The 25802-nt window shown below is 55.2% G+C and carries 37 protein-coding genes; 21 read left to right on the top strand and 16 right to left on the bottom strand.

All coding sequences use genetic code 11. The features are described 5' to 3' along the window. Positions 1-6 precede the first annotated feature (6 nt). The 3 genes from G7048_RS15635 to G7048_RS28495 all read right to left on the bottom strand — a co-directional run bounded on the left by G7048_RS15635 (position 7) and on the right by G7048_RS28495 (position 937). Positions 7-294: a hypothetical protein gene (locus G7048_RS15635; protein ID WP_166069021.1), complete on the bottom strand. Its 288-nt coding sequence runs from the start codon at positions 292-294 to the stop codon at positions 7-9. Positions 295-374: 80 nt separating this feature from the next. Next, positions 375-710 (bottom strand): hypothetical protein, encoded by a 336-nt coding sequence (locus G7048_RS15630; protein WP_166069020.1) that lies wholly within the window; start codon positions 708-710, stop codon positions 375-377. 2 nt (positions 711-712) lie between these two features. Continuing rightward, entirely contained in the window at positions 713-937 is a 225-nt protein-coding gene (locus G7048_RS28495; RefSeq protein ID WP_240933336.1) for an HNH endonuclease, read from the bottom strand. A gap of 496 nt (positions 938-1433) precedes the next feature. On the opposite strand from G7048_RS28495, the gene G7048_RS15620 reads away from it, so the two are divergent. Then, positions 1434-1712, top strand: a complete 279-nt coding sequence (locus G7048_RS15620; RefSeq protein WP_166069018.1) for a hypothetical protein — start codon at positions 1434-1436, stop codon at positions 1710-1712. Positions 1713-2776: 1064 nt separating this feature from the next. On the opposite strand, the gene G7048_RS15615 is transcribed toward G7048_RS15620, so the two are convergent. The 10 genes from G7048_RS15615 to G7048_RS15570 all read right to left on the bottom strand — a co-directional run bounded on the left by G7048_RS15615 (position 2777) and on the right by G7048_RS15570 (position 9235). After that, positions 2777-3181: a hypothetical protein gene (locus G7048_RS15615; protein ID WP_166069017.1), complete on the bottom strand. Its 405-nt coding sequence runs from the start codon at positions 3179-3181 to the stop codon at positions 2777-2779. Positions 3182-3360: 179 nt separating this feature from the next. Further along, positions 3361-3681, bottom strand: coding sequence for an FHA domain-containing protein (locus G7048_RS15610; RefSeq protein WP_166069016.1), 321 nt, complete (start codon positions 3679-3681; stop codon positions 3361-3363). 275 nt (positions 3682-3956) lie between these two features. Continuing rightward, on the bottom strand, positions 3957-4415 hold the full coding sequence (locus tag G7048_RS15605) for a hypothetical protein (protein WP_166069015.1): 459 nt from the start codon (positions 4413-4415) through the stop codon (positions 3957-3959). 399 nt (positions 4416-4814) lie between these two features. Beyond that, entirely contained in the window at positions 4815-5054 is a 240-nt protein-coding gene (locus G7048_RS15600; RefSeq protein WP_166069014.1) for a hypothetical protein, read from the bottom strand. Between the two features lie 10 nt (positions 5055-5064). Continuing rightward, positions 5065-5364, bottom strand: coding sequence for a hypothetical protein (locus G7048_RS15595; protein ID WP_166066880.1), 300 nt, complete (start codon positions 5362-5364; stop codon positions 5065-5067). Continuing rightward, positions 5333-7195, bottom strand: coding sequence for a toprim domain-containing protein (locus G7048_RS15590; RefSeq protein ID WP_166066881.1), 1863 nt, complete (start codon positions 7193-7195; stop codon positions 5333-5335). Before G7048_RS15590 ends, G7048_RS15595 begins: the two co-directional genes overlap by 32 nt. Then, positions 7192-8118 (bottom strand): hypothetical protein, encoded by a 927-nt coding sequence (locus G7048_RS15585; protein WP_166069013.1) that lies wholly within the window; start codon positions 8116-8118, stop codon positions 7192-7194. The genes G7048_RS15590 and G7048_RS15585 overlap by 4 nt, the downstream gene beginning before the upstream one ends. A 5-nt stretch (positions 8119-8123) precedes the next feature. Continuing rightward, entirely contained in the window at positions 8124-8471 is a 348-nt protein-coding gene (locus G7048_RS15580) for a hypothetical protein (protein ID WP_166066883.1), read from the bottom strand. A gap of 96 nt (positions 8472-8567) precedes the next feature. Further along, positions 8568-8705 carry a hypothetical protein gene (locus G7048_RS15575; RefSeq protein WP_166066884.1) on the bottom strand — a complete coding sequence of 46 codons (138 nt, stop codon included), beginning with the start codon at positions 8703-8705 and terminating at the stop codon, positions 8568-8570. Further along, positions 8702-9235: a phage regulatory CII family protein gene (locus tag G7048_RS15570; protein WP_166069012.1), complete on the bottom strand. Its 534-nt coding sequence runs from the start codon at positions 9233-9235 to the stop codon at positions 8702-8704. The genes G7048_RS15575 and G7048_RS15570 overlap by 4 nt, the downstream gene beginning before the upstream one ends. Before the next feature lie 492 nt (positions 9236-9727). On the opposite strand from G7048_RS15570, the gene G7048_RS15565 reads away from it, so the two are divergent. The 8 genes from G7048_RS15565 to G7048_RS15530 all read left to right on the top strand — a co-directional run bounded on the left by G7048_RS15565 (position 9728) and on the right by G7048_RS15530 (position 14692). Beyond that, a complete protein-coding gene (locus G7048_RS15565; protein WP_240932995.1) occupies positions 9728-10492 on the top strand; it encodes an XRE family transcriptional regulator in 765 nt (254 codons plus the stop codon). A gap of 348 nt (positions 10493-10840) precedes the next feature. Continuing rightward, a complete protein-coding gene (locus tag G7048_RS15560) occupies positions 10841-11296 on the top strand; it encodes a hypothetical protein (protein ID WP_166069011.1) in 456 nt (151 codons plus the stop codon). Then, positions 11289-12338, top strand: coding sequence for a serine/threonine-protein kinase (locus G7048_RS15555; RefSeq protein WP_166069010.1), 1050 nt, complete (start codon positions 11289-11291; stop codon positions 12336-12338). Before G7048_RS15560 ends, G7048_RS15555 begins: the two co-directional genes overlap by 8 nt. A 329-nt stretch (positions 12339-12667) precedes the next feature. After that, entirely contained in the window at positions 12668-12895 is a 228-nt protein-coding gene (locus G7048_RS15550) for a hypothetical protein (protein WP_166066185.1), read from the top strand. A 217-nt stretch (positions 12896-13112) separates the two neighbouring features. Continuing rightward, positions 13113-13529, top strand: a complete 417-nt coding sequence (locus G7048_RS15545) for a hypothetical protein (RefSeq protein WP_166069008.1) — start codon at positions 13113-13115, stop codon at positions 13527-13529. After that, positions 13526-13846, top strand: a complete 321-nt coding sequence (locus tag G7048_RS15540; RefSeq protein ID WP_166069007.1) for a hypothetical protein — start codon at positions 13526-13528, stop codon at positions 13844-13846. Before G7048_RS15545 ends, G7048_RS15540 begins: the two co-directional genes overlap by 4 nt. After that, positions 13839-14018 (top strand): hypothetical protein, encoded by a 180-nt coding sequence (locus tag G7048_RS15535; RefSeq protein ID WP_166069006.1) that lies wholly within the window; start codon positions 13839-13841, stop codon positions 14016-14018. Before G7048_RS15540 ends, G7048_RS15535 begins: the two co-directional genes overlap by 8 nt. Positions 14019-14026: 8 nt before the next feature. Further along, positions 14027-14692 carry a hypothetical protein gene (locus G7048_RS15530; RefSeq protein ID WP_166069005.1) on the top strand — a complete coding sequence of 222 codons (666 nt, stop codon included), beginning with the start codon at positions 14027-14029 and terminating at the stop codon, positions 14690-14692. A gap of 202 nt (positions 14693-14894) precedes the next feature. On the opposite strand, the gene G7048_RS15525 is transcribed toward G7048_RS15530, so the two are convergent. Next, complete coding sequence (locus tag G7048_RS15525; protein ID WP_166069004.1) at positions 14895-15308, bottom strand: Arc family DNA-binding protein; 414 nt, start codon at positions 15306-15308, stop codon at positions 14895-14897. A gap of 117 nt (positions 15309-15425) precedes the next feature. Between G7048_RS15525 and G7048_RS15520 the strand changes: the two genes are divergently transcribed. From G7048_RS15520 to G7048_RS15465, 11 genes are all read left to right on the top strand, one after another. Continuing rightward, complete coding sequence (locus tag G7048_RS15520; protein ID WP_166069003.1) at positions 15426-15593, top strand: Arc domain-containing protein; 168 nt, start codon at positions 15426-15428, stop codon at positions 15591-15593. Then, complete coding sequence (locus tag G7048_RS15515; protein ID WP_166069002.1) at positions 15590-15931, top strand: hypothetical protein; 342 nt, start codon at positions 15590-15592, stop codon at positions 15929-15931. Before G7048_RS15520 ends, G7048_RS15515 begins: the two co-directional genes overlap by 4 nt. After that, positions 15928-16770 (top strand): KilA-N domain-containing protein, encoded by an 843-nt coding sequence (locus tag G7048_RS15510; protein ID WP_166069001.1) that lies wholly within the window; start codon positions 15928-15930, stop codon positions 16768-16770. Before G7048_RS15515 ends, G7048_RS15510 begins: the two co-directional genes overlap by 4 nt. 27 nt (positions 16771-16797) lie before the next feature. Then, a complete protein-coding gene (locus G7048_RS15505) occupies positions 16798-17625 on the top strand; it encodes a hypothetical protein (protein ID WP_166068999.1) in 828 nt (275 codons plus the stop codon). After that, positions 17622-18401, top strand: a complete 780-nt coding sequence (locus G7048_RS15500; RefSeq protein ID WP_166068998.1) for a hypothetical protein — start codon at positions 17622-17624, stop codon at positions 18399-18401. The genes G7048_RS15505 and G7048_RS15500 overlap by 4 nt, the downstream gene beginning before the upstream one ends. Positions 18402-19072: 671 nt before the next feature. Beyond that, a complete protein-coding gene (locus G7048_RS15495) occupies positions 19073-19612 on the top strand; it encodes a hypothetical protein (protein ID WP_166068997.1) in 540 nt (179 codons plus the stop codon). Between the two features lie 20 nt (positions 19613-19632). After that, positions 19633-19821, top strand: a complete 189-nt coding sequence (locus G7048_RS15490; RefSeq protein WP_166066184.1) for a hypothetical protein — start codon at positions 19633-19635, stop codon at positions 19819-19821. After that, on the top strand, positions 19818-20123 hold the full coding sequence (locus G7048_RS15485) for a hypothetical protein (RefSeq protein ID WP_166068996.1): 306 nt from the start codon (positions 19818-19820) through the stop codon (positions 20121-20123). The genes G7048_RS15490 and G7048_RS15485 overlap by 4 nt, the downstream gene beginning before the upstream one ends. A 217-nt stretch (positions 20124-20340) precedes the next feature. Further along, complete coding sequence (locus G7048_RS15475) at positions 20341-21483, top strand: site-specific integrase (protein ID WP_166068994.1); 1143 nt, start codon at positions 20341-20343, stop codon at positions 21481-21483. A 193-nt stretch (positions 21484-21676) separates the two neighbouring features. Then, positions 21677-22036: a hypothetical protein gene (locus G7048_RS15470; protein ID WP_166068993.1), complete on the top strand. Its 360-nt coding sequence runs from the start codon at positions 21677-21679 to the stop codon at positions 22034-22036. 129 nt (positions 22037-22165) lie between these two features. Then, entirely contained in the window at positions 22166-23704 is a 1539-nt protein-coding gene (locus tag G7048_RS15465; RefSeq protein WP_166068992.1) for a hypothetical protein, read from the top strand. 457 nt (positions 23705-24161) lie between these two features. Here the strand turns inward: G7048_RS15465 and G7048_RS15455 are convergent, their stop codons facing one another. Next, positions 24162-24500, bottom strand: a complete 339-nt coding sequence (locus G7048_RS15455) for a hypothetical protein (protein WP_166068991.1) — start codon at positions 24498-24500, stop codon at positions 24162-24164. A gap of 196 nt (positions 24501-24696) precedes the next feature. Here G7048_RS15455 and G7048_RS15450 point away from each other — a divergent pair, with 196 nt between their 5' ends. Then, on the top strand, positions 24697-25212 hold the full coding sequence (locus tag G7048_RS15450; RefSeq protein WP_166068990.1) for a DUF4124 domain-containing protein: 516 nt from the start codon (positions 24697-24699) through the stop codon (positions 25210-25212). Between the two features lie 59 nt (positions 25213-25271). Here the strand turns inward: G7048_RS15450 and G7048_RS15445 are convergent, their stop codons facing one another. Beyond that, entirely contained in the window at positions 25272-25562 is a 291-nt protein-coding gene (locus tag G7048_RS15445) for a hypothetical protein (RefSeq protein ID WP_166068989.1), read from the bottom strand. Positions 25563-25802: the final 240 nt, after the last annotated feature.

Raw genomic sequence — 25802 nt, 5'->3', positions numbered from 1 at the left:
TAATTTTTAAGCAGTCATCCAAGAGTGAGAGTTGATCGCATCGCGATTGGGCCTACTCGATGGAACCTGATGATTCGCGATCACCTTCAGCCCCTTCTCAGTCACACGCCCGAGGTGTCGCCCCGATGGTTTCCATCCAGTGATAGCCGCCAGCACGAGCAGCAGCTTCATGTAGGGCATCAGCCACCACGAGAGCTCTACACGCAGTTCCACTGCGGCCTGCCGCACCTGCTGACGACGTGCGATGTCATCGAGCGTCCGGGCCTTGAGCGCACCGATCTGGGTCTTGCTCATGCGCGTGTGCTGCGCAGGGCCTGTTACAAGCCGATGGGCAATGTAGCGCCCTGTGCGTCGCTTGATTGCTCGCACTGAGGTCATCGGCCCTTCTCCCCAGGTGGTTGCGGAAAGCTGACAGGAATGTGTGTTGCCTCGGCCTGACCAATCGGGTGATGCATCACATACTGCGGCCCATACTTGTCGACGAGGTAGTCGAGCAATGCGCGCTCAACCGCCTCGGGCTGTCCTGTGCCGGAGATCCGCACATTGCCGCTGGTCTCCACCTCAATGGGGAATGCGCCTATCTCCAACGTCACAGTGTGGAACTCATCGACTCGCATCCGCAGGTCAGCCGCCGTCACCGCTGGCACACGCATTCCATCCACTTCTACCTGACCATGAATGCCATCGCCTGAAATCTTGATGTGTGCCATGCTCACTCCTCAATCGGAAACCCATCCAGCCCCACGCGAACAGCAGGCCGGTAGCCTCGCTGCTTCAGGGTCAGACGCTTGTGACAGTCGCGATTCACTGCTCGCAAGTTGGACGGATCGTCCGGATTGCCCTTGGCCTTTCCTGAACGGAACCATGCCTTGGGCTTGATGTGGTCGACCTCATGGGCTGGGAGCAGTCGCCCCTCGCAGTCCGGGCAGTGGCACATGTACCCGTCACGCTGCAGGATCTGATCGCGCAGTCTGTCCCACTCAGACCCATAACCTCGAGACTGGCGAGTTGTCTTGCTCCAGACCATGGGCTTCCTTAAACAAGACCCCAATCGAGTCATGGAATTTTTTTATTACTTGCGAAACAAAATGATGCATTTAACATCTTGATAAGCGTCAAGAGTTCAACCCCAAAACGCACATAAGGTCGGAGATTCCATATGCAACTCAGTGCAAGTGAGCTTTCCTACTTTCAAGATATTCGAGCACTTGATTGCGACCCAAATGGTCACCTTGTTTTCATTGGGCTTTCATATGAAGAGAGCCTGCGCCTCAAGCGATACCACGACTCGTATCTAGAGCGTGAAAACTGGAGTGACCCAGATGACTACGTTCAATTGATGATCAAGCACGAGCACTCTCGTCTCCTCGATGGTGGTGCGACTCACTAACGAGAGGCGGCTCCCACCTGCTCATGCTTGAGGAGATGCCATCATGAAAATTGACGAACGTTTCCGCATCCTTCATTCGACTCTAACTCAGGTGTACAAGAAGTTTGACATTGCCTTGAATGGATCGGGAACACCAGACTACATCTATTCATGTCAAGTGGATGCCTTTTTCAGCGCGAACTATCTACACCCAGACTTGGCCTCGCTATGCATAAGCGAGATTGAACGAATTGAAAAGCAGATGGCCGAAATCACGCCGTCACCTCAAGCAGCCCGTCCCTCCCCTCACGAGATGAGATATCGATGGCCAACATCGATCTGATATTCATCTCGTCTTCATCCGTGTCGGCACCCATAAAGTCGTACAGGAAGCCACCCAGGCCACAGGCGCGCATTCAACTTTCATGAATCTGCTTGATGACATCATGGCCATACCCCACTTCAAAATTGCTCACAGTGTCCAGGCCGCTAGATACGGCCGCGGTAGCGAAGAGCGCGCCCTGGAGAAAGCAACAAGGCCAAGGTTTTAGCTTGCCTCCGAGCTAGAACAGCAGTCCAGTGGAAACGATTTAGCGGGGCAAGGGGATAGACCTAGCCGCTTCTCGATCAGCAAAATTTCTTCATCAATAGCTTTGAGCCTCTCCCTCTGCTGCGACCCTTCCGTAGGGTTGGACAACAACAGTTGGGCACCTTCAGCCTTAAGTCGCGAGAGCATGTCGATTGATGCTCGATCTTCACTTGGGGCTCGATACATAAGCCACCTTTCTAACAACCCCGTCACAAGCGAGGTTGAATAAAGACAGCATACGCAGCATCAATATGATGATATCGATACCCACTACTCCAAAGTGGCAAATAGAAATAGTCATCAAGCAGACATCAATGCTCGCCAGAAGAAAATTCGCTCACACACCAAAGCGCGGGGACTCAGCTCGAGCTTTTCTTGGAGTAAGTCTGAAGAATCACAGGAGCCCGAACGTCTAAACTATCAAAATGTAAATAGGATGCTTATGAGACGGTACGGCGACACTTCACCTCCCATGCACGATCGGAAGACCGTTCCGGAACAAGTGCTTGCCATAGTGCGCTTGCAACGAGTCTCTATGGCCGCCGCTTGGCGCACGTATTTGCGTGAGAGCCCCAGCGCAGTTGCTCGCAATATGGGTATTCCACTTACGACATACAAAAAGCTCGAAAAGCAACAAACCCTAACCTTACAAGAGGCGAAAAGAGTAGCTTTTGGTATTGGGATCACACTCGAGCAACTTCAATTCGCACCCGAGGCCGACAAACGCCCTGCCGGGCCATAACCACTTCTTCCGCGACGGTCCAAAAAAGTACTCGCTCTCAGTAGACGTATCGTATGGGCTTGGTGGCTTTGCTGCGCTAGAACGCAGCTTCTAGCGCAGGTAGGGCCAACCGAGCCTTTGTTAACGCCATTCCTAAATTCGCTGTTTTTCTGCACACGAACACAGCAACGTACTCTGGATTTTTCTTTCCTCGCAAAAAAACATGAATCAAGTTGTCGCTATTGACAATGATTTCATGGAAATAATGATAGCCATCGTCTTCGAGACCACGCGCCTTTTTGAACATACGTTCGATCGTACTCACACTAGGCCCGTTGAACATGTCGGCTGTTGCGGCCGCGAGCAGGTCGATGACCTGACGCGGATGCGAGTCGACCGTCTTCAGGGAAAGCAACATGCCTGAGGCAACATCGACATATCCTGCGGCCACACATTCAGGGACAGCTACCGCAGCCTCGTTCAAAGCATCATCAAAACTCACGCCAACTCCAATGTGACCCAAGCATGCACAAAGTGCGCATGAAAGGGGCAAAAGCAGCATATTCTATTTGACAATTCGTTGACAATTCTCATGTACAACCGCAGGAAGGGGAGTCCGGAAATACAGAGGCCCCACCGGGGCGGCTGCGTAACTACTCCGGCGAATGGCGGATCAGATTGTCAAATAAATCCCCTAGGACTTCTGGATCCAACTCGCACATGGAGCTTGTATGAGCCAACTTCGACCTCATCTCCGGCAAAGAGTGTCTTGCGAATGACTCGGCCACCGTTCACGCGCACCCCGTTTTTGCTGTCACGATCCTCGATCATCAGCACATTCATTCGGGCTCGAAGCAATCCGTGATGACCGCTGACAGAGGGGTCGTCAAGAACGATGTGATTGTCATTGGCGCGCCCAAACGATGTAATTCCTTCATCAATCTGGACCTCGCACACTCCGTCACCATCTGCTCGCTCAATCACCACTTCAAACGACTGCATCACCAACCTTCTGTTGAAAATCCAAGGCGGCAAATTATTCAACGATGCGACGGTAGATAAATTCAACAATTGTCAGTGCCGCCCTATCTAGGATCCAAATAGAAAAGCCCCGACCACCTCTGATCAGGGCTTCAACTCCACCGCGACGGTCCACAAACACGAAACCCTCCGCACAGGGAGGGCTCAAACACTGAGTTTTACCGACGAATCGGCCTCCGTGTGCGGAAGGTCGACCCTGTTGGTGCGTCGCGCGGCGCTCAGTCGTTAGCGTAATTCTACATCAAGTCTTTTTCGACCGTCAACACACGCGCCAACTGTGCGGCGGAGTCCACCAGCGCGGCAGCCTGATCGGAATGACTGCGTGAACTGACGCGCCTTCCATTCTTCTCAAGCGTGCATACCGTTTGCCCATTTCTGGTCATGTAGCTGATGCCCCACCCCATCGCCTTCAAGCGCCACTCGACAGGCATGGAGTTCAGCTTCCCATGAGCTGGCCGGAGTTGCGAGCGAAGCCACAATTTCCGCTCTTCCTCTCGGCCTGGACGCTGATCGGCGTAGCTCCCAAACTCGATTTCCCATCCGCATTGCCGACACCGCGTCATCCAGCCAAATGAATGGGAGCGGCGCACGAACGTATCGTGATGCCCGCAGTCTCCAAGAATTCTTTCATTGACCACCAACTCGTCATCGGATGGCAGCGGATAGCATTCCAATGGCATGTCCAACTTGTTCATCACATCCCCCGGTTGATCAGCATCTGGCGGCCCGACACCAGAAGGTCGAACAAGCCATGAGCCGAGACGCCCAATGCCTCGCAAATCCGTCGCGGGCTGCATGGACGCACATAGAGCCAGTTCAAGGCATGTCGGTGTTTCTCAGGCAATCCCTGCACGGCACTCGCAACCTTCGAGGCGTCCGCAATATCCACGGAGACAGCGCCGCCTCTGGAGGTCACATCACGACGCTGAGGCGGTGTGGGCGGGGTCAGCCGAAACATAGGGCAAGAGGACGGAGCACCCCATCCACCGAGGCACCAGCGCCCCCAGTTGGCCAAGCGCTTGTCGACTGGTCGCTGCTCTGGCGACACTGCATTGAAATCAATTGGTTGTCTGTTCAATCGCTGCTCCTTCTGTTCAATCCACTCGCTCAATCACACCCACACGGCCAGCCGCAGCAAGCCTGTCCATGTTTGCCCGCATCCCATCAGCAGCAGCGCGACACGCGTCATCTGATCCAATGAACAGCGGCACGTAATCCATGCTTCGATTCGCAATGAATGCACGGAGATTCGAGCGGAGCATTTCGGCCAGCGGCTCAACATGAAGCGCGCGCTGCGACTGACTCCAAAGCAAGGCGTGGGATTCAAGTTGCATTTCAGGGATCTCACGGCAGTTGGTCATAGGGCAGATGTCCAACCTCGCCGTTGTGCTTCTCGTCATGGCGCTTGGTCATCGTGTGACGGATCGCCTCGGCGGCCTGCTCCACAACGAACTCATCACCAATCACCAGAGGCACATACTCAGTTGCCAAATCCATGCGAAAGGCACCAAGGTGATCGCTCAGCATTTCTGCCAGCGTCTCGATGTGCAGCATCCCTTGCTGTTGGCTCCACATAAGCACCCAGACCTTTGATGGATCGAACGTTGGATGCTCAGCGAGCAAAGGCTGTTTCAAGCTTTTCATGGAATGACTCCTCACGGGAATAGTCAACAAAGGAAAGTGGATAGCGGCGCGACTGCGTCCGGTACTGCATCGAGTCTTTGTCAAACCAGAGCAACTGCGTGTAGTCTTGAAAATCGCCATGGCGGTACTTGGAGAGAATCAGCTTTCCGTCCGCCTCCTCTTGCTTTGCGCGCCACCTGGCCATCGCATCGACATCACCCTCTGCAGGCATCGCTTCGTCCTTCTTGTTGCGCCAGACGGCAAACACGTTGTCGGCGGCGTTGACGATGTCCAGACTCCCCGCGATATCCATCTTGCTCGGCGCTCGCGACTCATCGCGGTCCTTGCGCGGATGGGCAACCATGTGGACATGCACGCCGTAACCTCGGGCAAATGCGCAAATCTTCTGGACAGCCTGCTTCTGCGCAGACAACGCTCCTTGCCCGTCCACAGGCACGTCAAGCATCATCAAACTGTCGATGACGAAATGCGTGATCCCGTACCGCCGCGCTGCGTAGGCGAACACTTCAAGCAATCGCCCCAACTTCGCATTGCCCACGATGTCAAAGACCCATAGGCGTTCACGCAGCCATTCGCCAATGGCGCGGCTGTATTGAGGCGCCGGACGGTCGAGCCCTGACGCTTGTTTGTGAATCCGCTTCAAGTGGCGCGCAGCAGTGAGCTCACCCGAGAACACCACAACACGCTGATCCTGTTTCATCAGCCCGAGTAGGACTTGATCAAGCAGCAGACTCTTGCCGTGACCGTTCCAACCTGTCCATGCGGTGTATTCGCCCGGATGAAACTCGAACCAGTCCAATGGCTTGTCGAGATAGAGGCAAGGATGGCGCGGCTTGTCAGCACTCGGCCAAAACTCCGCAATGACAGCTTCGGTATGGTCGTCAGCACTGACGAGTTCCTCCGGGTCCATCGCCTTGGCTTCATCCACCGCCACGCGGAAATCGTAGGCCTCAGCGCCGTACTGAAGGTACTCGTTCGGGTCCTTCTTCGGCAGCATTACCCGGCGGCAACGCTCCAGCCCCAGACGACGCATGACCTCAGGCGCACCCTTGTCGCCAGCCTCATCGTGGTCAAAGCAGATCGTGATGTCGCTGAATCGCTCCAACCTATCCCAATCCGTTTCGATCCACTGGTGATTGCCTGCTCCTTGGTTGATCGACAACGCAGGAATGCCCATCTGATGCAGCGTCATTGCATCGATCTCGCCTTCACAGATCGTCACAGCGCGCGCCTTCGGATCGATCAGGTGCCAGCCGAAGAGGCAAGGTGCGGCATCCTTTTCCTGCCGCATATCGCCCTTCTTGTCAGGATTCCGATACTTCACATTCAGCAGCTTCTGCCCTGTCTCATCCAGGTACGGAAACACTGCATACGTATTGCCGTTCAGGACCTGCTCACCGACTTTGAATGCCTTGAGCGTTTCTTCGGTAAGACAACGTCCATCCGGCGCAGCGCTTGTGAGCCACTGGTGCACCCGCCCCTTGGGCGTTGAGCAGCGCGGCCTCTCGGGCAAGCGATATTTCTTCTCCGGAGGCTTTGGCGTGATCTCGCGTATCCCGAGATAGTCTTTCGCCTCACGCATCGCTTCCGTCAGCGTCAAGCAGCGGCAGGCCATCCAAAGATCGATGAGGTCACCACCAGCACCCGTTGCGAAGTCACTCCACACGCCCGCTTTGGCACCACCGACACATACCGACAGACTGCCACCCTCTTCACCGCCAACGCTGCCTGCCGTCCATTCACGGCCCTTGCGCTTACCGTTCGGCAACAGGTGCTGGGCAACGTCTTCTGCACGCTGGGCCAGTCGATCCTTGACCTCGGAGACATTCATGCGGCAGCCCCTTCAGGCTGAGCCACGCGCTTGCGATCCCGGAATTCCGTGTAGTTCATCCAGTTGCACTGCGAACCCTCGGCGTCCCACTTCGACTCAAAGCCCGCGAGCTTCCACCATTCGGGCGGCAATGCTGCTGCCTTCACCATCAACGGGTCGCTTGGCGAGAGCGCTGCCGAACCTGCCACGCCGATGGCGGGTTCGTCCTTCCAGCAACCTTTGCTGAGCCAAGTCGCCGGATACGGGATGAACTGACCGCCATCCTTGCGCCATTGCTCGGATCGCGCTTGTATACCGATTGCAGCGACCATCTCGGACACAAGCTCTGGCGTTGGGTTTCGCTTCGCAAATGCCTTGCGAGCATCGTCCTTGGCGACCTTCCGTGGATACGCCGTCCAGAATTCCGCAAACCCATCAGGATCGACTTCGGACTTGCCGCGTCGCCCCCCCTTTGGGGGTTGGGGGGTTTCTTCTTTATTCTTCTCTTTCTCTTTCTCTTTCTCTAGCTCCACAGACCGGCGGATTTCGTCCTCATCTTGTCCGCCATTTGTCCCACAATTGTCCGTATCGGGTGCGGACATCTTGCGCGTGTAGCCCTTGCGTTGAGCGTCTGTTGCACGACGCTTTGCGGACGCGCCGTTATGTTCTGTGAAGTTCAGTAGACAAACTCCGTCAGAAGTTTCCGCAAGCCATCCAATTCCGCACAGTGCTTTACCCAGCCCTTGTACGCCGGTTTTGCGGTCGATCTGACGCAACGTGAGGCCCGGCATGAATCCATCTTCAGTGTGTTGGTCTGCCGTCGCCCACAGCCAGTAGAGAGCGCCGACCACGGCGGCCTCACTGGTGTCGGTCACGTCCACCAAAGCGGCAACACGCGGGTCGTCCCACAGATTGCCGCGCATCTTGATCCAGTCGCCTGCCATGAGGTTCAGCCCTCCTGAATTTCACCGCGAGCAACTGCCGCGTCGTAGTCACGCTCGGCATGCTCACACTTCAAGTTGAATGCGCGCTCGTCCTCTTCGGCATCTGGCAACGCCTGCTCCAATGCGTAAATCAACTTGCGCACATTGGCGCAGGGAACAATAAGGAACTGAAGCTGCTTGTCGGCAAAGTCTTGGCTCATCACGACGACACTGCCCTCATCGCCGCCAACATAGACGGCGAGCTTGTCGTACTCGTGATCTACGACCATGAGACCTTCGGCGCGCATCTCGTCCCAAGACGGTCCAGCGATCTCTGTGGTCTCGCTGTCAATGGGTTGATTGTTTTCAGTCATGCTCACCTTTCATGCACCACTTGTGAAATAGGCGCCAACGGCCGGCAGGTGGTGTTTCTGCGTTGCGGGAGCTACCCTGGCCGTCGGCAAAACTGTTCAGCCCGCAGGCTGGGTCTCGTCGTATTCCTCGCGCCACTTCGCCTGCTCCAACTGCTCACGCAACGATGCGGCAATGCGCTCTGCTTCTTCCAGCTCTTGCTGGAGTTGTGCGGCGGTTTTCTCGGGCGCTGTCACGCAGGCACCTCATTGCGCATGGAGCGCACGGGCAACGTGACCATGTCGCGCTCGGTGCGCGGCTTCCCTGCCGCATTCACCGCCTGAGCGGCGCGGCGCAGCTTGCGAAGGGCCTCTTCGGCTTCACTGATCTCGCGCTCGATCACTGCAAGCTCGTTGTCGCTGACCACGCCGTCAGACATGGCCTCGATGACCACCGAAGTCACATCACCGGTTTCACGCACGAGCGAGGTGATGCGTCGGACTGGATCTGCGCATGCGATCAACGCCTCGTCGTGAAGAACGAAGCGCCCACCACACTCTTCTGCAATGTGAGAGGCGTAGTCGTAGCAATGAGGGGTCTGCGCCTGGCAGCAGGCAACAGCCGCCGCGAGAGCATCAACAGCCCCGAGCTTGTGATGCGCACTGCCCTGAAGCTCCTTGCGAAACACCTCGTCGGATTTGTCGACACACAGTCGGGTAAGCAACGTCTTGCGCCCACCCAAGTAGTTGGTAATGCCGCGCGTCAGCGCATCGAGCAAAGCACTCATGTCCGGTTCTCCATTTTTTGGACGTGGACGGGAAAGACTCGGAAATTGATGATTGAGGCCATGAACACACAACGCCCTACCCCAATCGCTGCGACCGCTGGCCGCCTCTTCCACACCAGCACACGCACAGCAATCAGCGCTAACACGGACGCCGCTGGTGCGACACGTCGATTCATGACGACGAGCAGCTTGGAAATGGCATGGGTGAATGGAGAGCTGCAGATGCGCTGCAAGTCGAGCCGCGCGGAGCTCAGTGGGGTGAGGGGAAGGAGATGAGGCATCGGTTAGACCTGCTCACATGCGGTCACATCGACGTCGCGATCTGCGAAGTCACTTCCTAGCTTTTGGCGCGCCACCTCAGCTAGAACTCGAGCCTCGATTCGCTTCGAGAGCGGGTCGGGCCACTTTTTCACGGCCTGATATGTGACATCAAGCGTTGCTGCGGCTGCGTGCACTGACCCGCCGAGCAGATTGATTGCATGAGCTTTTTTCATGCCTTATTTTAACTATAGTTCAAATAATCTTGCAACCATAGTTACTCTATTTTCATTCAACATACCAACCATGGTTGAATACAAAGATCGCCTAGCGCAGGCAATGAGCGCCGCAAACGTGGACACAACCCAGTTGGCCAAGCTTGTTGGTGTTTCCTATCAGGCCGCCAAAAAAGTGGTGGATGGGATGAGCCGCGCTTTCAGTGCTGAGAACAACTCGTTCGCGGCGCAGGCACTTGGCGTGTCCTCCGATTGGCTAGCAACGGGCAAGGGAGACATGAAAAAATTTGAACGAGCGGGAGTGGGCCAACTCAGTCCCGCGCCACAGGCTGGAAAGCCGACAGTGGTGGTGCCCCTATTGGCGAATGCTGCGTCAATGGGGCCTGGCAATGACGTTTTGGAGCACGATGTAATGACGGGAGACTTGCATCTGAATGAAGAATGGATAGCTCAGCGCGTTCGGCCTTCCACCCTTTCCGCCCTTCGATTCATTCATGGCTATGGCGATTCAATGAAGGGCACATTCAACGATGGCGACATCATGTTGGTAGACACTGGAGTCAAGATCGTGGATATCGATGGAGTCTATGTGCTCAGCGCCCATGACCGACTATTCATAAAGCGTGTGCGTCAGCGCTGGGATGGAAAGTTCGAAATCAGTAGTGATAACCCCGGAATCAAGACTTCGGACATTCTTGATGGGCGCGAGGAGCTGGATGTTCGCGGTCGCGTTCTGTGGGCGTGGAACGGACAGAAGCTCTAAACAACCACAGGAGGAGAAGATGCAGAGACTGGCCCTCGCTGTAGCGCTCATTGCTGTTGCTGGGTGCCGCCCTCAAGACCCAAACCTGATTCCGGAGTACGGCAAGGAGTCTGGACTGCCCGCGAATTGCCGCGCCTTCATCCAGCATGCGGTTGACTCCTACCGAGCCAAGCAATACACCGCCGATTCCACCTTTGCCAGTATCGAGCGGAACTGTGGGGCCAACGGAATCTTGTGGCGCGACATGGCTAACCGCTAACCCCATCCGAAGTGCTGTTGGGTGGGTATAACAAATCTCGTTCGCAGTAGCCAATTTTATTAATAACTCTTGAGGGATAAAATCAATACATGTCGACACTTGGAATAAGGTCAACGCCTCGCTCAGTTTTTTTTGCGATTTTCGACCCAGACAATAACACCATTGCAAATGTTGAAGAGATCAAAATACCTATTGCGCTCTCAACGCCTCTCGCACTGAAATTCATTAGATCTACCATCCTCGATGTTCTTAGAGAATATGATGTCCGAAAAGCTTGTATCCGCGCCACCGAAACAATCGCCTCCGCAAATATAGACAGAGTGCAAATCGAAGGCGTAATTCAAGAAGCTTTTGCTAGCAGCGACCTAGAGGATTATTCGATTGGAAATATCGCATCGATCTCGAAAATGCTTGGCATTGAACGATCCAGATTTAAGCCAATGGTAAATGATGGCATAAATTATTTAAAGATTAATAACTGGGAAAATCACAAAAAAGAGGAGCGCGAAGCGATACTCTCAGCTATTGGAGCGAAAAATGCTTAAGCCATTTCGGACGGCCAAAATTGATTTTCAGCAAATCAGAGAAATTGGGCAAAACGGGCAGAACTCAAAAACCCACCTTGTAATCGATCCTCAACTTAACGCTGAGATAGTTGTCAAAACAATTGACAAGAGCAAGATTTCATCCGTCAAGGAATACTTTTCCGAGGCGCAAGCCTTGTATTCAAGCTCTCATCCACATGTCGCACAAATACACTATGCCTGTTATGACGATGATAATGTGTACATTGCCATGCCATTCTACAAGAATGGATCAATAAAAGAACTAATTAGTGGTCGTTATATAACAGTTAGGCAATGCATTACGCTTGCGACACAGATACTTTCAGCAATCCACAACATTCACTCAAAGGGGCTAATACATTTTGACATCAAGCCCGACAATATACTCTTATCATCTCGTCGCGAAGCTCTACTGACCGATTTTGGACTTGCAAAGCAAATTAATCAAAATGGCAATGCAACGCCAAACCTAGTATATGGCTGGATGTTCCCTCCGGAGGCATTAAAGCCATCGCCACAACTGGATCATAGATTCGACATATATCAATTTGGAATCACACTATACCGAATGTGCAATGGAAATGATCATTTTTATGCGCAACTAAACGGATACTCAACGGGAAACGGCTTCAACACTCAAAAATATCAACTTGACATTGAGAATGGAAGCTTCCCAGACAGAAATTCATTTCTACCTCATATTCCAAATAAATTAAGAAATGTGGTCAAAAAATGTCTAAAAACAGATCCCAATGAACGTTATCAGTCCGCACTGGAAGTAATTAATGCTATTAGTGGAATAGATGGATCTCAGCTAGACTGGCATATGGAGGCAAATGGTAACCTTCGTACGTGGAAAAAAACTCAAGATGGAGTAACATGTATCTTCACCGCAGATGCCGCCAACACGACTACTGGAACAAAAACCTCACCAGGTGGTGCACCTCGCAAAAAAGCAGATTGGTGCAAAGTCAATGCCTCTGAAAAGGACATCTACGACATGTTAGCCATCCAGCCATGAAGCCCATAAAGAATCGTCCGTCGCAATACCTGAGGCGGGCAACGCCTTACGACATCAGGGGCGTGCAACCCAAGATGGGGCAACGCACCCAAGGAAAGCTTGAGTCCGTCCAGCTTTCTGATGCGGTTGTAGACGATCGGTTCTACTTCGAATTTCCGCTTAAAAGAGATGTGAAGGATCGCAAGTCCTAACCCCCAAGCCACCTCCGGGTGGCTTTTCTATTTGCAGTGCTGTAGGATCATCTCTGCAAGACGCTGATACCCCTCTCGCCACCCTCCGGGGTGGCTTTTTTTTGGGCGCGGCGTACCATCTACGGACAGGAGGTTTCCGTGGAAGATACCGAGCACCCAGTCATTCGACTATTCCGCCTTCACGGGGAAATGATGGATTCGCAAGCTGCTCCGCACGACTCAGACGAAGCAATTGTGCAACTGGCCACCTGGATGGATAGCGTCCAGCACTGGCTGACAGAAGATGACGTATCCGCGCTGACTGCCGTCGGCGGCATCATGTACCGCGAGCAACTTCGCCGCCGGATGCTAAAGCGCGTGAAGTAGACCCCGCCAAGAATCAACACCCCTACCCGCCGCGTGCGGGTTACCTCCGGGCCTGAAACTGCGCCCTCGCCCCTTCGTACTCCTTGCTGAGCCAATCCATCTCTTGCGACAAGCTGTGTCGCATGGTTTAAAAATCACACAACAGCATTGAACTTTAGTTGACTTTGGTTTTTAACCATGGTTCAATTACTCCATCGCCAACCGCATGGAGTGACACATGTCTTTCAAAACCCCAGCTCACCATCTCGCGCGCCAACGCCTGTATCGAGCCATCGTCAGCCTTCCGACCAAGCTCTGCCCGAAGGATGAGCCCCTGCATGAGCGCATCGTCTTCTTCGACGGACCTCGCAGCAACGCAGGCGAATTTCTGGAAACCCTGCTGGCTCAGGTCTGGCACGTAAACACCGACTCCTGGCGCATCGACGGCCAGATCTACAACATCCAGAGCGCCGACGACCTCATCGCTGAGAACGTCAGCGATGACACAGACAAGCGCCTGTTTGAAGTCTCGTGGGGTGGCCCTGATGGCACCACGTTCGCGAATCCTGATCGAGTCGACATCTTCACAGCCCCGATCTTGAAGGCCCGCCTGCAGGCCGTGCTTGATGACTTGAATGCCGAGGTGACTGCATGACCAGCATCACTGAAGCTCAGGCCAAGGCTAATTACGCAGACCGCATCCAGCTTGAAAAGGCTGGCGCCATGGCGATCACGCTGTGCCAATGGGAAGTTGCCCAGCAGCACTTTGAAAGCGCCCTCGCGCTGCTGCCCGACGAACACCACATCGACACGCATCGCCTCACGCGCCAGATCGGCATCTGCCGTGCGATGGCAACCACCTCACCTGCGATGCGACCGGTCCGAGACAACCCGCTTTATCGAGCCGAAGAACATGAGCGCATTGCCGAGAGCGAACGTGAATGGAACCGGGAGTGGAACGGCCATGAATAACGCCCTGCTCTCGCTCATCAACCTGTACGCAATGCGCCGCATGTCGGCCGGTCGCGTGGAGTCTGCGAAGTGGGCGCTACGTCTGCTTTGGAACAACAGCAAGGTCCGCCGCCGCCGTTCGCATGTTGAGCGCCGCGCTGAAATTGAACGCGCTGCACGTCAGCGCCTTTGAAAGATCACATGAACAACATCCTCACCAACACATCCCTGAAAAGCGAAGTCATTTTGATGATGGCGTATGCCGCATATCGCCCAGGCGGCTCTGATGCAGATGCACAGGCAAAGCTTCGTCGTGGCTTCGAGTCCATCGTTGACGAGTTGCGCCGCATCGAGGCCATTCCCAAAGCAGATATCGATGAGTTCGTCGCTGCTTCGAAAGCTGGTGCGGAAGTCGAACAACTCATGATTCATGCAGTCTTGTTCGCGAACATGCTGCCAGACATCGACTACTTTGCGGCTCTGGTGGATGCAGGCTTTGGTGACGACGAAGAAATCACCCGAGGTTCGCCAATCGTAGGCAACAAGAAGTTCATGGATGCCAGCCGTGCATTGCTGGAATTAAGGGACAAGCACGGAGACGAAGGAATTGCATCGACAGAAGGAGATGAGCTGTTCATGCAGATGCTGGAGAACGCGCCTCCTGAGTTCATGGAGATCCTGCACGAGGAGGCAACGGAGCTTGGACTGCTGCCAGAAGCCAAGTACGTGAACGATGCGGGTGAGCCGGTCTATTCGGCCCAACAAATCGCCGAGAAATTTGATGTGCCGATTGCGAAGGTCGAGCGTGACATCAAGCGGCTCTTTCCTGACCGTATGCCGGTAGGCAACGTTCATCCCCTGCAGTGAGGCAGCCATGTTGATTTCTGCCACGGATCATCCGAACGTATCGCGTACAACATGGGTTCTCCCCCGCATGGGTGAAAACCTACGACCTGTCGGTTTTGGACTTTCGCTCAATTCTGCGCAGAAGCTCCCCCAACAGGGTGAACTCCGCAAAGCGGGTAGCGGATCGCGCGCCCCTTTGAACTACAAAAGTTTTGTAGTGGGGTTAGGACAAATTCGCCTTACTGAGCGCCACAAGCTCTTTCATCGCAAGACTTCGGTTCGTTGCGAGTTCTTTCAGATCGAACTCCGCCATTGCAAGCTCATTTGTTGCTGCATCAATTACGTCTTGCGGCTCCCTATCTCTCCGAAGCCGGTCCACCCGATCCCGAAGCGTCTCAACTCGCGTCCGTTCAATACGCCATTGATTCTGCAAGGAGTCATAGCGCTGCATCAAAAGAGCTTCCGCAAAGCGTTGCTCCGCCGCTTGAAACTCAGGCTCAACAATCGCATAAGCGCGCTCAAGCCTGAACACGATTTCTGCGTTCAAGGTTCTTCCGCCTTCGGCTGCCGACTTTTCAATGCGGTTCTTCAATTCTTCGGGCAGCCGAATTTTCATTTGATGGTCATCACGGCTCATACCCCCAATGATAGACCACGGTGGTGCAAAGACCACAACCGAAGCTCAGTCTTTGAAATATGGACCACGGTGGTTTATATTTCATTCATGAACCACGGTGGTTCAGAAAGGCGCTAAGTGAAAGCGAACAAAACGGATGCTGGTCAGCTCAAGCTGCGGCTCCAGTTGCCGCTGAAAGCTTGGCTCCAGCAGCAAGCCGCAGCAGCACGAAGAAGCCTCTCAGCAGAGATCGAACTGCGGTTGGAAGAGTCCAGAAAACGTCAAGAGAAAGGAATCAGCAAATGAGCCTCGCCACCCTCGCCGAGATCGGCATCAAGGCCCTGCGATTGCAGGAGGCCATCGATAAGAAGCGTGCAGCACGTCACGCACTCGATGCGGCCTATTCCACCTACAAGAAGCGCCGCCACGGCGGCAGCGGTGTTCGCTACGACAGGGTTTCCGATGAGTATTCACTGATGCTCATGGCCACTGATCGCGAGCATTCGATGCTGTGCACCGCCAAATACGAATTGGGGCTTGCTCAGCGCAGTCTGGAGCGCGCATGCAAGCGTGCTCAAAAGGAACTGAAAGCGGGCGCATCCGCCGAAGCAGCCGTGCGCCGCATCATGGAGAAAGCAGCATGAGCAACTCCGTCATCGTCCTCGAATATGACGGCATGCCAGTACGTTTCACGGAAGACGGCTGGTTCAATGCGACTCATGTCGCTGCAAAGTTCGACAAAGAACCATTTGACTGGCTACGCCAAGCCGAAACGGTGAAATACATCGTCGCTCTTTGCAAGGCTATGGGCAATTCCGGTTTTGTACCGGAGTTCAACAAAATCAATGAGTTAGCCGCTCAAGGCAAGGATGTGCGCCGTATGTTGGCTGACCTCGGGAAGCGCACCGGGCTGGTGAGGACCAAGGCAGGAGCACCCGAGAACGGCGGCGGTACTTGGATGCACCCGAAACTTGGTGTCCCCTACGCTCGCTGGCTCGACGTGTACTTCGCCGTGTGGTGCGATATGCAGATTGAGAACATCCTTCGCGGCGGTGCAACCTCTCCAGTGGCACTGCGAATGGAGTACATCACTGGCTATCACGAACTCCATGACGTGATCCAGGCGAAGTCCGTTGCCTCCTCGAAGCCTTGGGCCTCACACATGAACGTGAACAAGGTCATCAACAAGACTCTTGAGATTCAACCGGGCCAACGCGGATCTTTGCCAGTAGGGAAGCTTGCTCTTGCAACGGTGGCGCAGCAGATCGCTTGTGCTGCGTTTGCAGTCGCCCACGATCATCATGACGGGTACGAAAACACGAAGGTGGCACTAGCAAATCTTGGCAAGTTGCTGCCGAGTGAGAACCCCATCGTGATCGAGCAGACCACTCATCCGCCTCTCCGAAAAAAGCAAAAGGCCAGCAGCGTCAACTGCCAGCCTTCGCCCGAAATCTGCATGGCGCCAACCGCGCAGAACTCTTAGCCCGACCCCTTACCCAAGGAACGAACCATGACCGAGATTATCGCGCGCCCCGCTGCGGGCGCAAGGCCTACCCATGCCCAACGGAAGGCTACCAAGGCTGCAGTCACGCAACAGGCACCAGCTCAAAGCGAGCGCGACACGTTGGCGCTGCAAGTGGCGGAGATCCTGCAGACCATGTTCATGGCAGCAGCCTACAACGACAATGACGGTCCGCGCGAGCTGCACAACTCGCATCTCAACGCAGTCGATCATCTGCTGGACCTGCTGCTCGCACCAGAGTGCCACGACCGCGCCTCTGAAGACCCAGCATTTGGTGAAACACGCGAACACCTTGCACTGATCGCGTCTGAATTGGAATTCGCTGCCGTCCTCATGGAAGAGCGTGAGCTGTCAGGCGTGCCTCTTCCTGCGCAGACCGCTTACGGGGCCATTGTCCGCCACGCTGCCGAGTACGCTGATCGCCTCTTCATGGCGTATTGCGCAGACTCGCTCGATGACCTGCGCCACCTGACGAGCTTCGCAGGCATGCGCCCGTTCCGCGACCGTCCACAGCCGCCGATTCGCCGGGTTGAGCAGGAAGATGAAGTGGCCAACGAACTGAATCGTGAGCAGTTGGCCAGCGTGCTCGAGCATGTGGCCACATCTGCAAACTTGCTGAATGACCTGCTCACACGCGTCCCGCAGATCGAAGGCGTGCCTAGCGAGGTTCAGAGCCTCGTGAGCATGGCGCAGTTCATGATTCGTCAGATTGGCGCAGCAGCGGATCAAGCGACTGGAAGCTGGATCGTCGGCGGCCTCAACGAGTGGAACTGCGGCAGTGATTTCGCGCAATTGGGCAAGGCAGGTGCAGCATGAACGCAGTCATCGAAAAGCCAAAGGCCAAGAGCCTGCCCAAGAAGGCTGCACCAGCCCCGGCAAAGAACGATCTCAGCGCATCGCTGAGCGTCCTGCAGGGCTTGCTTGACAACGCATGGCAATCATCATGCGATCCCGAGCAAGGCTCCTGCGATGGCACCCGCCTGCTGGCCACGGCCACATCTATGGTCGAAGACCTTCAGGCCGACCACAGCAGCCCGATCAAAGTCGAGTGCTGCCTCTACGATGTGGCCGCGCAAGTGAAGGCTGCGCTGCTTGTGCCAGGCGATACGCCATCAGCAGAACGCGTGGCACTGGTCGGACAGATCGGCGTCGTGCTGGGTGGGTTGCTCGATGATCCGCTGGTGCTGAAGAACTGGGGCCCAGCCCCAACCAATGCGCCCATCATCGCAGTCGACGAGATCGATTTCCCCGAGGTGATCCCGCATGCTCGCGCTCGCGTAATTGAAGTGCTGAGCGTGCTGGAAATGGCTGCTGAACATCACGGCGACGACGCGGTCTGGGGTCTTCATCACCTCACAGATTGGCTCGACGCGCAATGCGAGATGCATGAGTCTGACCGCACGCCATGGACTGATGGGCAATTCAGTAAGTTGCTCGCAGATGTCGCCACGACCGTTGCCGTGCTTGATGAGATCAACAACCGGCTGGACTGCCAGTTACTGCACGCAGCGCGGACGATCCTCAACGTAGCCATGGAGTCGCTGAACGGTGCGGCGGCTAAGTGCAAGGCAGAGCAGGAGGATGCGCAATGACTGACCCCATCGAGATCCATCCCTGCGTGTTCAGGCAACTTGCGCTGTCTCAGTCGCTCTCCATAGATGAGGACGAGGTCACTACAGGCGCGTTGAGGAAGCAAACATGTGTCTTAGGGCGCGTAGCGTCTGACTCCTCTATCAGTTTCGCAACTATATCCAAGTACCGTTCCTGTTCAAGACGGCTTGCGGTTTGGAATTGGTTCCAAGTCTCGGCGACGAACGAGACCATGATTCCGCCCGCGCGCCTGCGATTGAATATACAGAGCACGTCACTTTGCCAATTTAGAAGCCATGAGTGCTCCAACGCCCAAGGCTCTAACCGCAAGATCAGAAGATTCCGGACGTCAATCATCAGAGTCAGTTCCATAGATATTTCCGAAGTATGACATATCGCCCCAACCCAGAAACACTTGCTGGCCGAGTGCTTGGCTTCTTCGCCCTGAATCCCGACGAGGAACTGACGATCAAGGATATCGCCCTGAAATTCGTTGAGCCAGGAGATAGCCGAAACGTGCACACGCAGCTCATGGCCGCATGTGACCACGACATGATCTGCTACGACTCGGACGAGGATGTCTATCGCAAGGGCCCGGTTGAAATTCCATCGGCGTTCAATCGTTCCAAGGACGATGAACAGGCTGCGATGCTAGTACAGGCAATTGATAAAGATGAACCCAAGAAACGTGGGCGAGCAAAGCACCATCCGGCCCCACCCCAAGGAGGGACGGGGGAAATGGACGGCGCAGGAGTCCTCAAGACTGCGCGAGCTGTACCCGCAGCACACCGCAAGGCAGATCGCCTCGATGATGAGCAAGCCGCTCACGGAAGTGCAGAGACAGGCGACGAAGCTGGGCCTACGCAAGCACAACAAGGGGTCGAGCAAACACATCGGATCAGAGCGAATGGATCGCGGCTACCTGATTCGCAAGGTGACGGACACCGGCCAGCCCAAGAAGGACTGGAAGCGTGTGGAACTGATCGAATGGGAAGCGCTGAACGGACCAATCCCAGCAGGGATGATGCTGATGGTCAAGAACCCGGCATTGCCGCGCACGATGGACAACCTTGGTCTGTTCACGTCCCAGCAGCATTGGGAGCGCGTGTTGGTGCAGAACCAGCACCCGGAGCTGAGGCAGCTTTGCCAGCTCAAGGGCCAGATCACGCAGGCCATCAACCGGCGCACCAGCCCCAAGCGGAAAGCCCCATAGCAACAATGCGCCAGATGCTCATGGACACGCTGGAGGATCTGCGCCGCAAGGACGATCCGATTCCCATCGACCGCGCCAAAGCTATTGCCGATGTGGCGACCGTGATCGTCAACTCTGCTCGCGTGGAGGTCGAGTATCTGCGTGTGACACAGCAACGTCATGGGCAGTTTTTTGAGGGTGCACCAGCACTGCCGGGAGGTCAAAAATGAACGAAAACAGTGCTGCCCGGGGTGGCCTGCTAGACGACCAGAATTCGAATGCAATCCGCATGAATGCTCAATCTGAGGTGGCCACTTGTGCGCTGCCCGAGGCAGTGAACAATCCGCTGCCGAAGCTCGCCAAGTCCGACACCGTGGCTCTCTGGCACGCCGTCGGCTGGATGGAGCTCTGCCTGCGCCACCCGCCGAAGGATGGCGAGAACGTCGAGGCTTACCAAACTGAAAAGGAATGCTTACGCATTGCCAAGCAGGCGCTGCGCAAGGTGAACAAGATCAAGAAGGAGCCAGCATGAGTGCACGATGGGTCACACTGAAGAAAATCGCTGAGATGACCGGCCTCCCGGTCACATTCTTTGATGAGCGGACCGGTCGCAGTGGCTGCTGGCCGGAAGGTGTTGTTTGGAAATGGTTTGAGGGTCGCAAGCTCGTGGACCATGTTGCCTTGGATGCATTCATCGACAAGGACAGAAGCCCTCCCACCACACGCGGGCGCAAGAAAGCGAGTGAAGCATGCCCGGCGTAGTCAAGAAGGATCAGCACATCCAAATCGATCTGCGCACTGTAGGCTTCGGGAAGGAGCGACTTGATCTCCGGCCAACGCCTGCGAACATCAAGTACGCAGAGGATCTTCGCAAAGAAATACTCGCCAAAATCGAGCTCGGTTCGTTCGCTCTGGCTGACTACTTTCCGGACAGCCCGCGCGTGAAAAACGATGCGCCCAGCATGACCTTCGGCGAACTGTTCGATGAATGGCTCGAAGTAAAGGGCCCAGAGCTTCAGCACAGCACTCGCGACCACTACGCGCAGACACTCGAAAGCTACCACTTTGACGCTCTGCGCCAGAAGCGAGTGAACAACTTCGCGTATCGTGATCTGAAGAAACTGCTGGGCGCACTTCCCAAAAATGCAAAGACGTTCAACAACGTCGCCAGCCCTTTTCGAATGGCCTTGGAATATGGATTTCGGGCCAAGATTCTGAAGGAGGCCTTGCACGACGAAATCGTCTCACGCAAGAACCCGAAGCCTCAGCCGGATCCATTCAAACTCGACGAGGCAGAACACCTGCTGTCGAAGTTCAAGTCCGATGTGGCGCGCGACTACTACGAATTTGCGATGTTCTCAGGTCTGCGCCCATCAGAGCAAATCACACTGCAGTGGTCGAGAGTCGACTTGCGCTCAGGGAAGGTGCTGGTCGACCAAGCACTGACGCGCGGCCAGGTCAAAGGAACGAAGACGGGGACGGCGCGCGAGGTTGAGCTCACCAGCCGCGCGATGGCTGTTCTGGAGCGCCAACGCACGCGCTCTCAGTTGCAGGGCCAGCACGTCTTTCTCAATGAAGAGGGACTCCCCCTGACATCCACTGATTCGCCGCTTGATTCGTGGTGGAAACCGGCGATGAAGCTTTCGGGCATCCGGCAGCGCGACGCACGGCAAACCCGCCACACGTTCGCAACCGTGTGCCTGATGGCGGGCATCACACCGGCATGGGCCGCGCGTCAGTTAGGACATTCCGTCGAAATGTTTTTCCGGGTCTATTCCCGCTGGATCGATGGTGCCGACAAGGGCGCTGAGCACCGCAAGCTTGATGCTTATCTGAGCGGTGCGACTGGTTCCGAAAACGGGACAAAAACCGGGACAGAACCATCGAAATAGACCAAATTTAACCAGTGTCCTACAGCAAATACTGTGCACGCATACAGTTAAATTAGGTCTATTTCTGGTGGTAATGGGTTCGATTCCTGTCGGGGAGGCCATCAGGTTGTTAAGAATCAACCACTTAGGCCAAGCGGCTTTGCTACGGGGACCAGCCGGGGACCAGAGCACCCATTCAACCCCTGTATTGACCATGCAAAAGCATGAGCCGATTCGCCAAAGTTTCGGCGTCGTGCCGCATGTTGATGGCCGGTGTCGTGCCGATGCTGACATGCTCAAACCAGATGTGAAATGCCTGTGTTTTCGGCATCAAGATCGTGGCATCGCGCTCATGATCGAGCCTGCATGGAAGCCTGATTGCTCCGCGTCACCATCCACTACGGTCACGCTGTACTCGCCAGGTGCGGCCGTCTCGATGATCAACGTTGGAATCATCGTTTCGGCTCTGGCGCGATACGACCCCACCCTAAAGCTATGGCTGATTTCCAACTACCATCTGCTGGACTTTGACAACCGTCACCTTGTCAACCGCACACACACCCACAGTTGTTAAATTGAAAATATCTATCAAGAATTGCAAACTAACAGCATTTCTTGATTTATTTCAACCTCAGCCCTGTCTCCTCACAATAAATTGCGTTATGAAATTTTATGTTAACGAATCTATATGCAGGAGGTGCGAATGAAGATTTCGGAATGCGCAAAAATCATGTCACTGCTTTTCAGCTGTCTGGCAGGCCATGCAGTGGCAGCGGAAATCACAGTAGCGCCAGATAGCCAATATTTTGCAGGCTGGACATTCATGGACCTGCAAGCGCCAGGCTGGGTGGCGGGTGGAAGCACCGTTGATATCTGGGCCCCTAATCCTGCTGCGAAAACGGGTGATGCGCAATGGAATGGTCAAGCGTTGACATGGACCAACGATGGTGGAACCGCCGATGGACTTCCTGGGGTCTTCACTCAGGGAGGAACGGGTTATGCCGCCTTGGGTGGCAGCTTGCCTGCAAATATCGGTAGTCCTCAACATAGAGGGCAAGCGTATATTGATCGAGGATCTCTTAGCTTTTCCTCGTCAACACCGTTTTGGGCCAATTCGGTAGTGTTTTTTCAAGATGTTGATTCCAATGAGGATAACGACATCAAATTTTTTGACTGTGCGGGTCAAGCGATTGATGCTGGTGACTTCCCCTTCCTGAGAATTTCAACCACCAATACGCCCAATCGCCAAATAGTCGGCCCCCCCGCGGCAAGATACTGGAACGTTAGCTCTCCAGGAAGCGATGCCAACACGGTCAATGGTATCGTCATGCGTTCCAATCAGGTATGCAAGGTGGAGATCACTGCGAGGCGTCCGCTCAAGGACGGTGGAGTGAGTTACTTTTTGGGTTCACCACCCAATACCGTTCCCGTGGCCACCCCGAACTTGAGCGGATCATCCACTGTGGGATCCCCAATGATGGGCGCCTATACGTATTCTGATGCTGAGACGGAGGCGGAAGACACCACGAATAGTGGTACACGATACAAGTTCGTGACTAGCCCGAATTCGACAATCACCAGCTCGGCCGATGGCACTACGGTTGCATCTGGCGTTACGGGTGGTGCGAGTGCAAGCGTCACTTACACCTTGCAGACCAGCGATAGGAATCAGTACCTATTCTACTGCGTCACTCCCGCTGCCTTGTCAGGTGCCAGTCCGGGACTGGAGGTCTGCACCGCCGCCGCGGGTCCAGTAGTCGAGGCACCCAATACCGTTCCCGTGGCCACCCCGAACTTGAGCGGATCATCCACTGTGGGATCCCCAATGATGGGCGCCTATACGTATTCTGATGCTGAGACGGAGGCGGAAGACACCACGAATAGTGGTACACGATACAAGTTCGTGACTAGCCCGAATTCGACAATCACCAGCTCGGCCGATGGCACTACGGTTGCATCTGGCGTTACGGGTGGTGCGAGTGCAAGCGTCACTTACACCTTACAGACCAGCGATAGGAATCAGTACCTATTCTACTGCGTCACTCCCGCTGCCTTGTCAGGTGCCAGTCCGGGACTGGAGGTCTGCACCGCCGCCGCGGGTCCAGTAGTCGAGGCACCCAAGCCGCCCTCTCCGATGGCGCTGCAGCCAGTGCCTTCTCTATCCGCGTTCTCCGTGGCCGGGCTGGGTGGACTCGTGCTAGCGATGTTCGGGATGGCACGAAGCCGACGGCGCCAAAACTGATCTGAGAGCCACCCCAAGGCGGTCTTTATGTCTACGATCTCGCCCGACACAGGGTACGGGGTAATGTCGGGATGTTACAGCGAGACAACGGGGGTTCGCTGGTAGTGGGCGGCGCTGGACGCCCGTTATGGGTGTCGAGCATATCAAACCAGCATGGGCAGCCCGCCAGATGGGGTACTCGGTCGAGATGTTCTACCGGGTCTATTCCCGCTGGATCGACCACGCCGATAAAGGTGCAGAACGCCGCAAATTGGACGGTTACATTTCGGCTGAACCCGGGGACAAGAAGGCCTATTTAGGCCGATTTAGGGTGATTTTGGCGTGTTTTTTTGGCCGAAGACTGTACATTTAATCAGTGGAAATAGCCCAAAATAGCCATTTTTCGGTTTCGATTCCTGTCGGAGGGACCAGCGCAGGGCCGTTTCAGGCCACCCTACTCACCAAAGAACGCACCCATTCAGCGTGCGTTGCTGGTCACCCAACCATCGGAACCCTTGACCAGGCGAATGGGCGCAACGGCCTTCCTGCGTCCCACCATCGGGGCTTCGACATCAATTTCCACGTCGCAGAGATAAGCCTTCTCTCCATCAGACTTGCAGCCGACTTTCTTGACCGAGTGAAGCGTGGTCTGCATCTTGAGGTCTTTGCTGAGCAGCTTCATTTGCTCGTTGGTTGCTTCAAGATCCTTCTTGAGCAGTGTGCTGATGTCTCCCTCGGACGGTTCACCGCTGCATGCCGTCAAAGTCAACACCGAAGCCATCACCACCAACACCAGACTTGCTTTGTTGAGTTTCATTTTTTCTCCTCGTTAATACTTTGGGAAAATATATTAAAAACAGAAAGCAATGCAATCAGCAAATACGCCTGTGGCATTTCTGGTTCATGGTGCCCTTCGGCGCAGACGCCCAGTTTTGTCCTGACAACCGAATCGGTGCTCGCGCGTTGATGAATGGACGTAGCGATCTCAATCATCCGAACAAGGAGAACGGACAATGTGGCAAACGACAACGGCGACAGCATTGTTGGGGCTTTTCCTGACACTCCCTTCATTCGCGCAGGTCTACCAATGCAAGGACGCCGGTGGCAAAGTAAGCTACTCCGATGCGCCTTGTGCGACGCACCAGACCAGTCGCACGGTGGAGGAAGCCAGGTCGGCCAATGAGATTCAGCGCGAACGTGCTCAGGCGAATGAGGCCATCGATCGCAAGCAGCGCAACGCTCAGGCCAGCCGCGAGCAGCAGCGACTCGATCTGCAGCAGCAGGCGCGCAGCACAACGGATGGCGGCACGACCAATCCAGCCAACTCGTTGCAGTGTGCTCAAGCGCGCAAGGAAATGGATTTCGTCACCAGCATTCGCACCTTGGGCGAAAGCGAGCAGCGTGTGCGCACCAATGCCGCCATCACGAATGTGAATGCGGCCTGCGGCACCAACACGCCATTGATGCAGGAGCCGACCCGGGTGATCATCCATCAGGATGCGAATTCCCAACTGCAAGCACCACGCTGATCCATGGCGACAAAAAAAGCCACCGCTGTGGTGGCTCATTGCATAGTTTCCAGAGTTCGTTATTCGACAACCTTCAGGTCACCGTTGTCCACATAGTGTTCGAACTCGCGCTTGGCCAGGGTGACGATTTCTGGCTGGTTGTCCGCAGGATCGGTCCACGACAACACATAGCTGGCGATGGCCGTATCGACCTGCACCTCGATGCCCACCGGCATGTCCTCCAACGGACCATCGCCGCCGCGATGCTGCACCTTGCCCTGCACCGTGGCCTTGAAGTGCGCTGGAAAACGCTGCACCTCCACCGCTGTCTCGACTTGCCCGTTTGGTTGTTGGTTGTCTTGATCGCTCATTGAAATCCTCCTGTGGTTCGTGCACACATGGGCCAGCGCGGTTGCTGCGTGCCCCATGCGATATGGATGTTCAGCATAAACAGGTGCGTCCGTCTCACATGTCAGAGAACAGGCAGACTTGGGCCACGGATGTAACCGACTGAAAAGCCGACGCGCTGTGGTGGCTTGCTTCGATCCATACTTTCTGTGGACGGATACCGCCCACAATCCCTGTCAGCCCCACCTTGTCCACACCACACT

Source organism: Diaphorobacter sp. HDW4B, assembly GCF_011305535.1.
GTDB lineage: Bacteria > Pseudomonadota > Gammaproteobacteria > Burkholderiales > Burkholderiaceae_C > Diaphorobacter_A.
This window is presented reverse-complemented; position numbering and strand designations above follow the sequence as displayed.

What these genes read in the sequence shown, in the direction of transcription:
- G7048_RS15635 (WP_166069021.1), bottom strand. Translation starts at nt 294, where the DNA reads ATGAGCAAGACCCAGATCGGTGCGCTCAAGGCCCGGACGCTCGATGAC.
- G7048_RS15630 (WP_166069020.1), bottom strand. Translation starts at nt 710, where the DNA reads ATGGCACACATCAAGATTTCAGGCGATGGCATTCATGGTCAGGTAGAA.
- G7048_RS28495 (WP_240933336.1), bottom strand. Translation starts at nt 937, where the DNA reads ATGTGCCACTGCCCGGACTGCGAGGGGCGACTGCTCCCAGCCCATGAG.
- G7048_RS15620 (WP_166069018.1), top strand. Translation starts at nt 1,434, where the DNA reads ATGAAAATTGACGAACGTTTCCGCATCCTTCATTCGACTCTAACTCAG.
- G7048_RS15610 (WP_166069016.1), bottom strand. Translation starts at nt 3,681, where the DNA reads ATGCAGTCGTTTGAAGTGGTGATTGAGCGAGCAGATGGTGACGGAGTG.
- G7048_RS15605 (WP_166069015.1), bottom strand. Translation starts at nt 4,415, where the DNA reads ATGAACAAGTTGGACATGCCATTGGAATGCTATCCGCTGCCATCCGAT.
- G7048_RS15600 (WP_166069014.1), bottom strand. Translation starts at nt 5,054, where the DNA reads ATGCAACTTGAATCCCACGCCTTGCTTTGGAGTCAGTCGCAGCGCGCG.
- G7048_RS15595 (WP_166066880.1), bottom strand. Translation starts at nt 5,364, where the DNA reads ATGAAAAGCTTGAAACAGCCTTTGCTCGCTGAGCATCCAACGTTCGAT.
- G7048_RS15590 (WP_166066881.1), bottom strand. Translation starts at nt 7,195, where the DNA reads ATGAATGTCTCCGAGGTCAAGGATCGACTGGCCCAGCGTGCAGAAGAC.
- G7048_RS15585 (WP_166069013.1), bottom strand. Translation starts at nt 8,118, where the DNA reads ATGGCAGGCGACTGGATCAAGATGCGCGGCAATCTGTGGGACGACCCG.
- G7048_RS15580 (WP_166066883.1), bottom strand. Translation starts at nt 8,471, where the DNA reads ATGACTGAAAACAATCAACCCATTGACAGCGAGACCACAGAGATCGCT.
- G7048_RS15570 (WP_166069012.1), bottom strand. Translation starts at nt 9,235, where the DNA reads ATGAGTGCTTTGCTCGATGCGCTGACGCGCGGCATTACCAACTACTTG.
- G7048_RS15565 (WP_240932995.1), top strand. Translation starts at nt 9,728, where the DNA reads ATGCCTTATTTTAACTATAGTTCAAATAATCTTGCAACCATAGTTACT.
- G7048_RS15560 (WP_166069011.1), top strand. Translation starts at nt 10,841, where the DNA reads ATGTCGACACTTGGAATAAGGTCAACGCCTCGCTCAGTTTTTTTTGCG.
- G7048_RS15555 (WP_166069010.1), top strand. Translation starts at nt 11,289, where the DNA reads ATGCTTAAGCCATTTCGGACGGCCAAAATTGATTTTCAGCAAATCAGA.
- G7048_RS15545 (WP_166069008.1), top strand. Translation starts at nt 13,113, where the DNA reads ATGTCTTTCAAAACCCCAGCTCACCATCTCGCGCGCCAACGCCTGTAT.
- G7048_RS15540 (WP_166069007.1), top strand. Translation starts at nt 13,526, where the DNA reads ATGACCAGCATCACTGAAGCTCAGGCCAAGGCTAATTACGCAGACCGC.
- G7048_RS15535 (WP_166069006.1), top strand. Translation starts at nt 13,839, where the DNA reads ATGAATAACGCCCTGCTCTCGCTCATCAACCTGTACGCAATGCGCCGC.
- G7048_RS15530 (WP_166069005.1), top strand. Translation starts at nt 14,027, where the DNA reads ATGAACAACATCCTCACCAACACATCCCTGAAAAGCGAAGTCATTTTG.
- G7048_RS15525 (WP_166069004.1), bottom strand. Translation starts at nt 15,308, where the DNA reads ATGAGCCGTGATGACCATCAAATGAAAATTCGGCTGCCCGAAGAATTG.
- G7048_RS15515 (WP_166069002.1), top strand. Translation starts at nt 15,590, where the DNA reads ATGAGCCTCGCCACCCTCGCCGAGATCGGCATCAAGGCCCTGCGATTG.
- G7048_RS15510 (WP_166069001.1), top strand. Translation starts at nt 15,928, where the DNA reads ATGAGCAACTCCGTCATCGTCCTCGAATATGACGGCATGCCAGTACGT.
- G7048_RS15505 (WP_166068999.1), top strand. Translation starts at nt 16,798, where the DNA reads ATGACCGAGATTATCGCGCGCCCCGCTGCGGGCGCAAGGCCTACCCAT.
- G7048_RS15500 (WP_166068998.1), top strand. Translation starts at nt 17,622, where the DNA reads ATGAACGCAGTCATCGAAAAGCCAAAGGCCAAGAGCCTGCCCAAGAAG.
- G7048_RS15495 (WP_166068997.1), top strand. Translation starts at nt 19,073, where the DNA reads ATGAACCCAAGAAACGTGGGCGAGCAAAGCACCATCCGGCCCCACCCC.
- G7048_RS15490 (WP_166066184.1), top strand. Translation starts at nt 19,633, where the DNA reads ATGGACACGCTGGAGGATCTGCGCCGCAAGGACGATCCGATTCCCATC.
- G7048_RS15485 (WP_166068996.1), top strand. Translation starts at nt 19,818, where the DNA reads ATGAACGAAAACAGTGCTGCCCGGGGTGGCCTGCTAGACGACCAGAAT.
- G7048_RS15475 (WP_166068994.1), top strand. Translation starts at nt 20,341, where the DNA reads ATGCCCGGCGTAGTCAAGAAGGATCAGCACATCCAAATCGATCTGCGC.
- G7048_RS15470 (WP_166068993.1), top strand. Translation starts at nt 21,677, where the DNA reads ATGCAAAAGCATGAGCCGATTCGCCAAAGTTTCGGCGTCGTGCCGCAT.
- G7048_RS15465 (WP_166068992.1), top strand. Translation starts at nt 22,166, where the DNA reads ATGAAGATTTCGGAATGCGCAAAAATCATGTCACTGCTTTTCAGCTGT.
- G7048_RS15455 (WP_166068991.1), bottom strand. Translation starts at nt 24,500, where the DNA reads ATGAAACTCAACAAAGCAAGTCTGGTGTTGGTGGTGATGGCTTCGGTG.
- G7048_RS15450 (WP_166068990.1), top strand. Translation starts at nt 24,697, where the DNA reads ATGTGGCAAACGACAACGGCGACAGCATTGTTGGGGCTTTTCCTGACA.
- G7048_RS15445 (WP_166068989.1), bottom strand. Translation starts at nt 25,562, where the DNA reads ATGAGCGATCAAGACAACCAACAACCAAACGGGCAAGTCGAGACAGCG.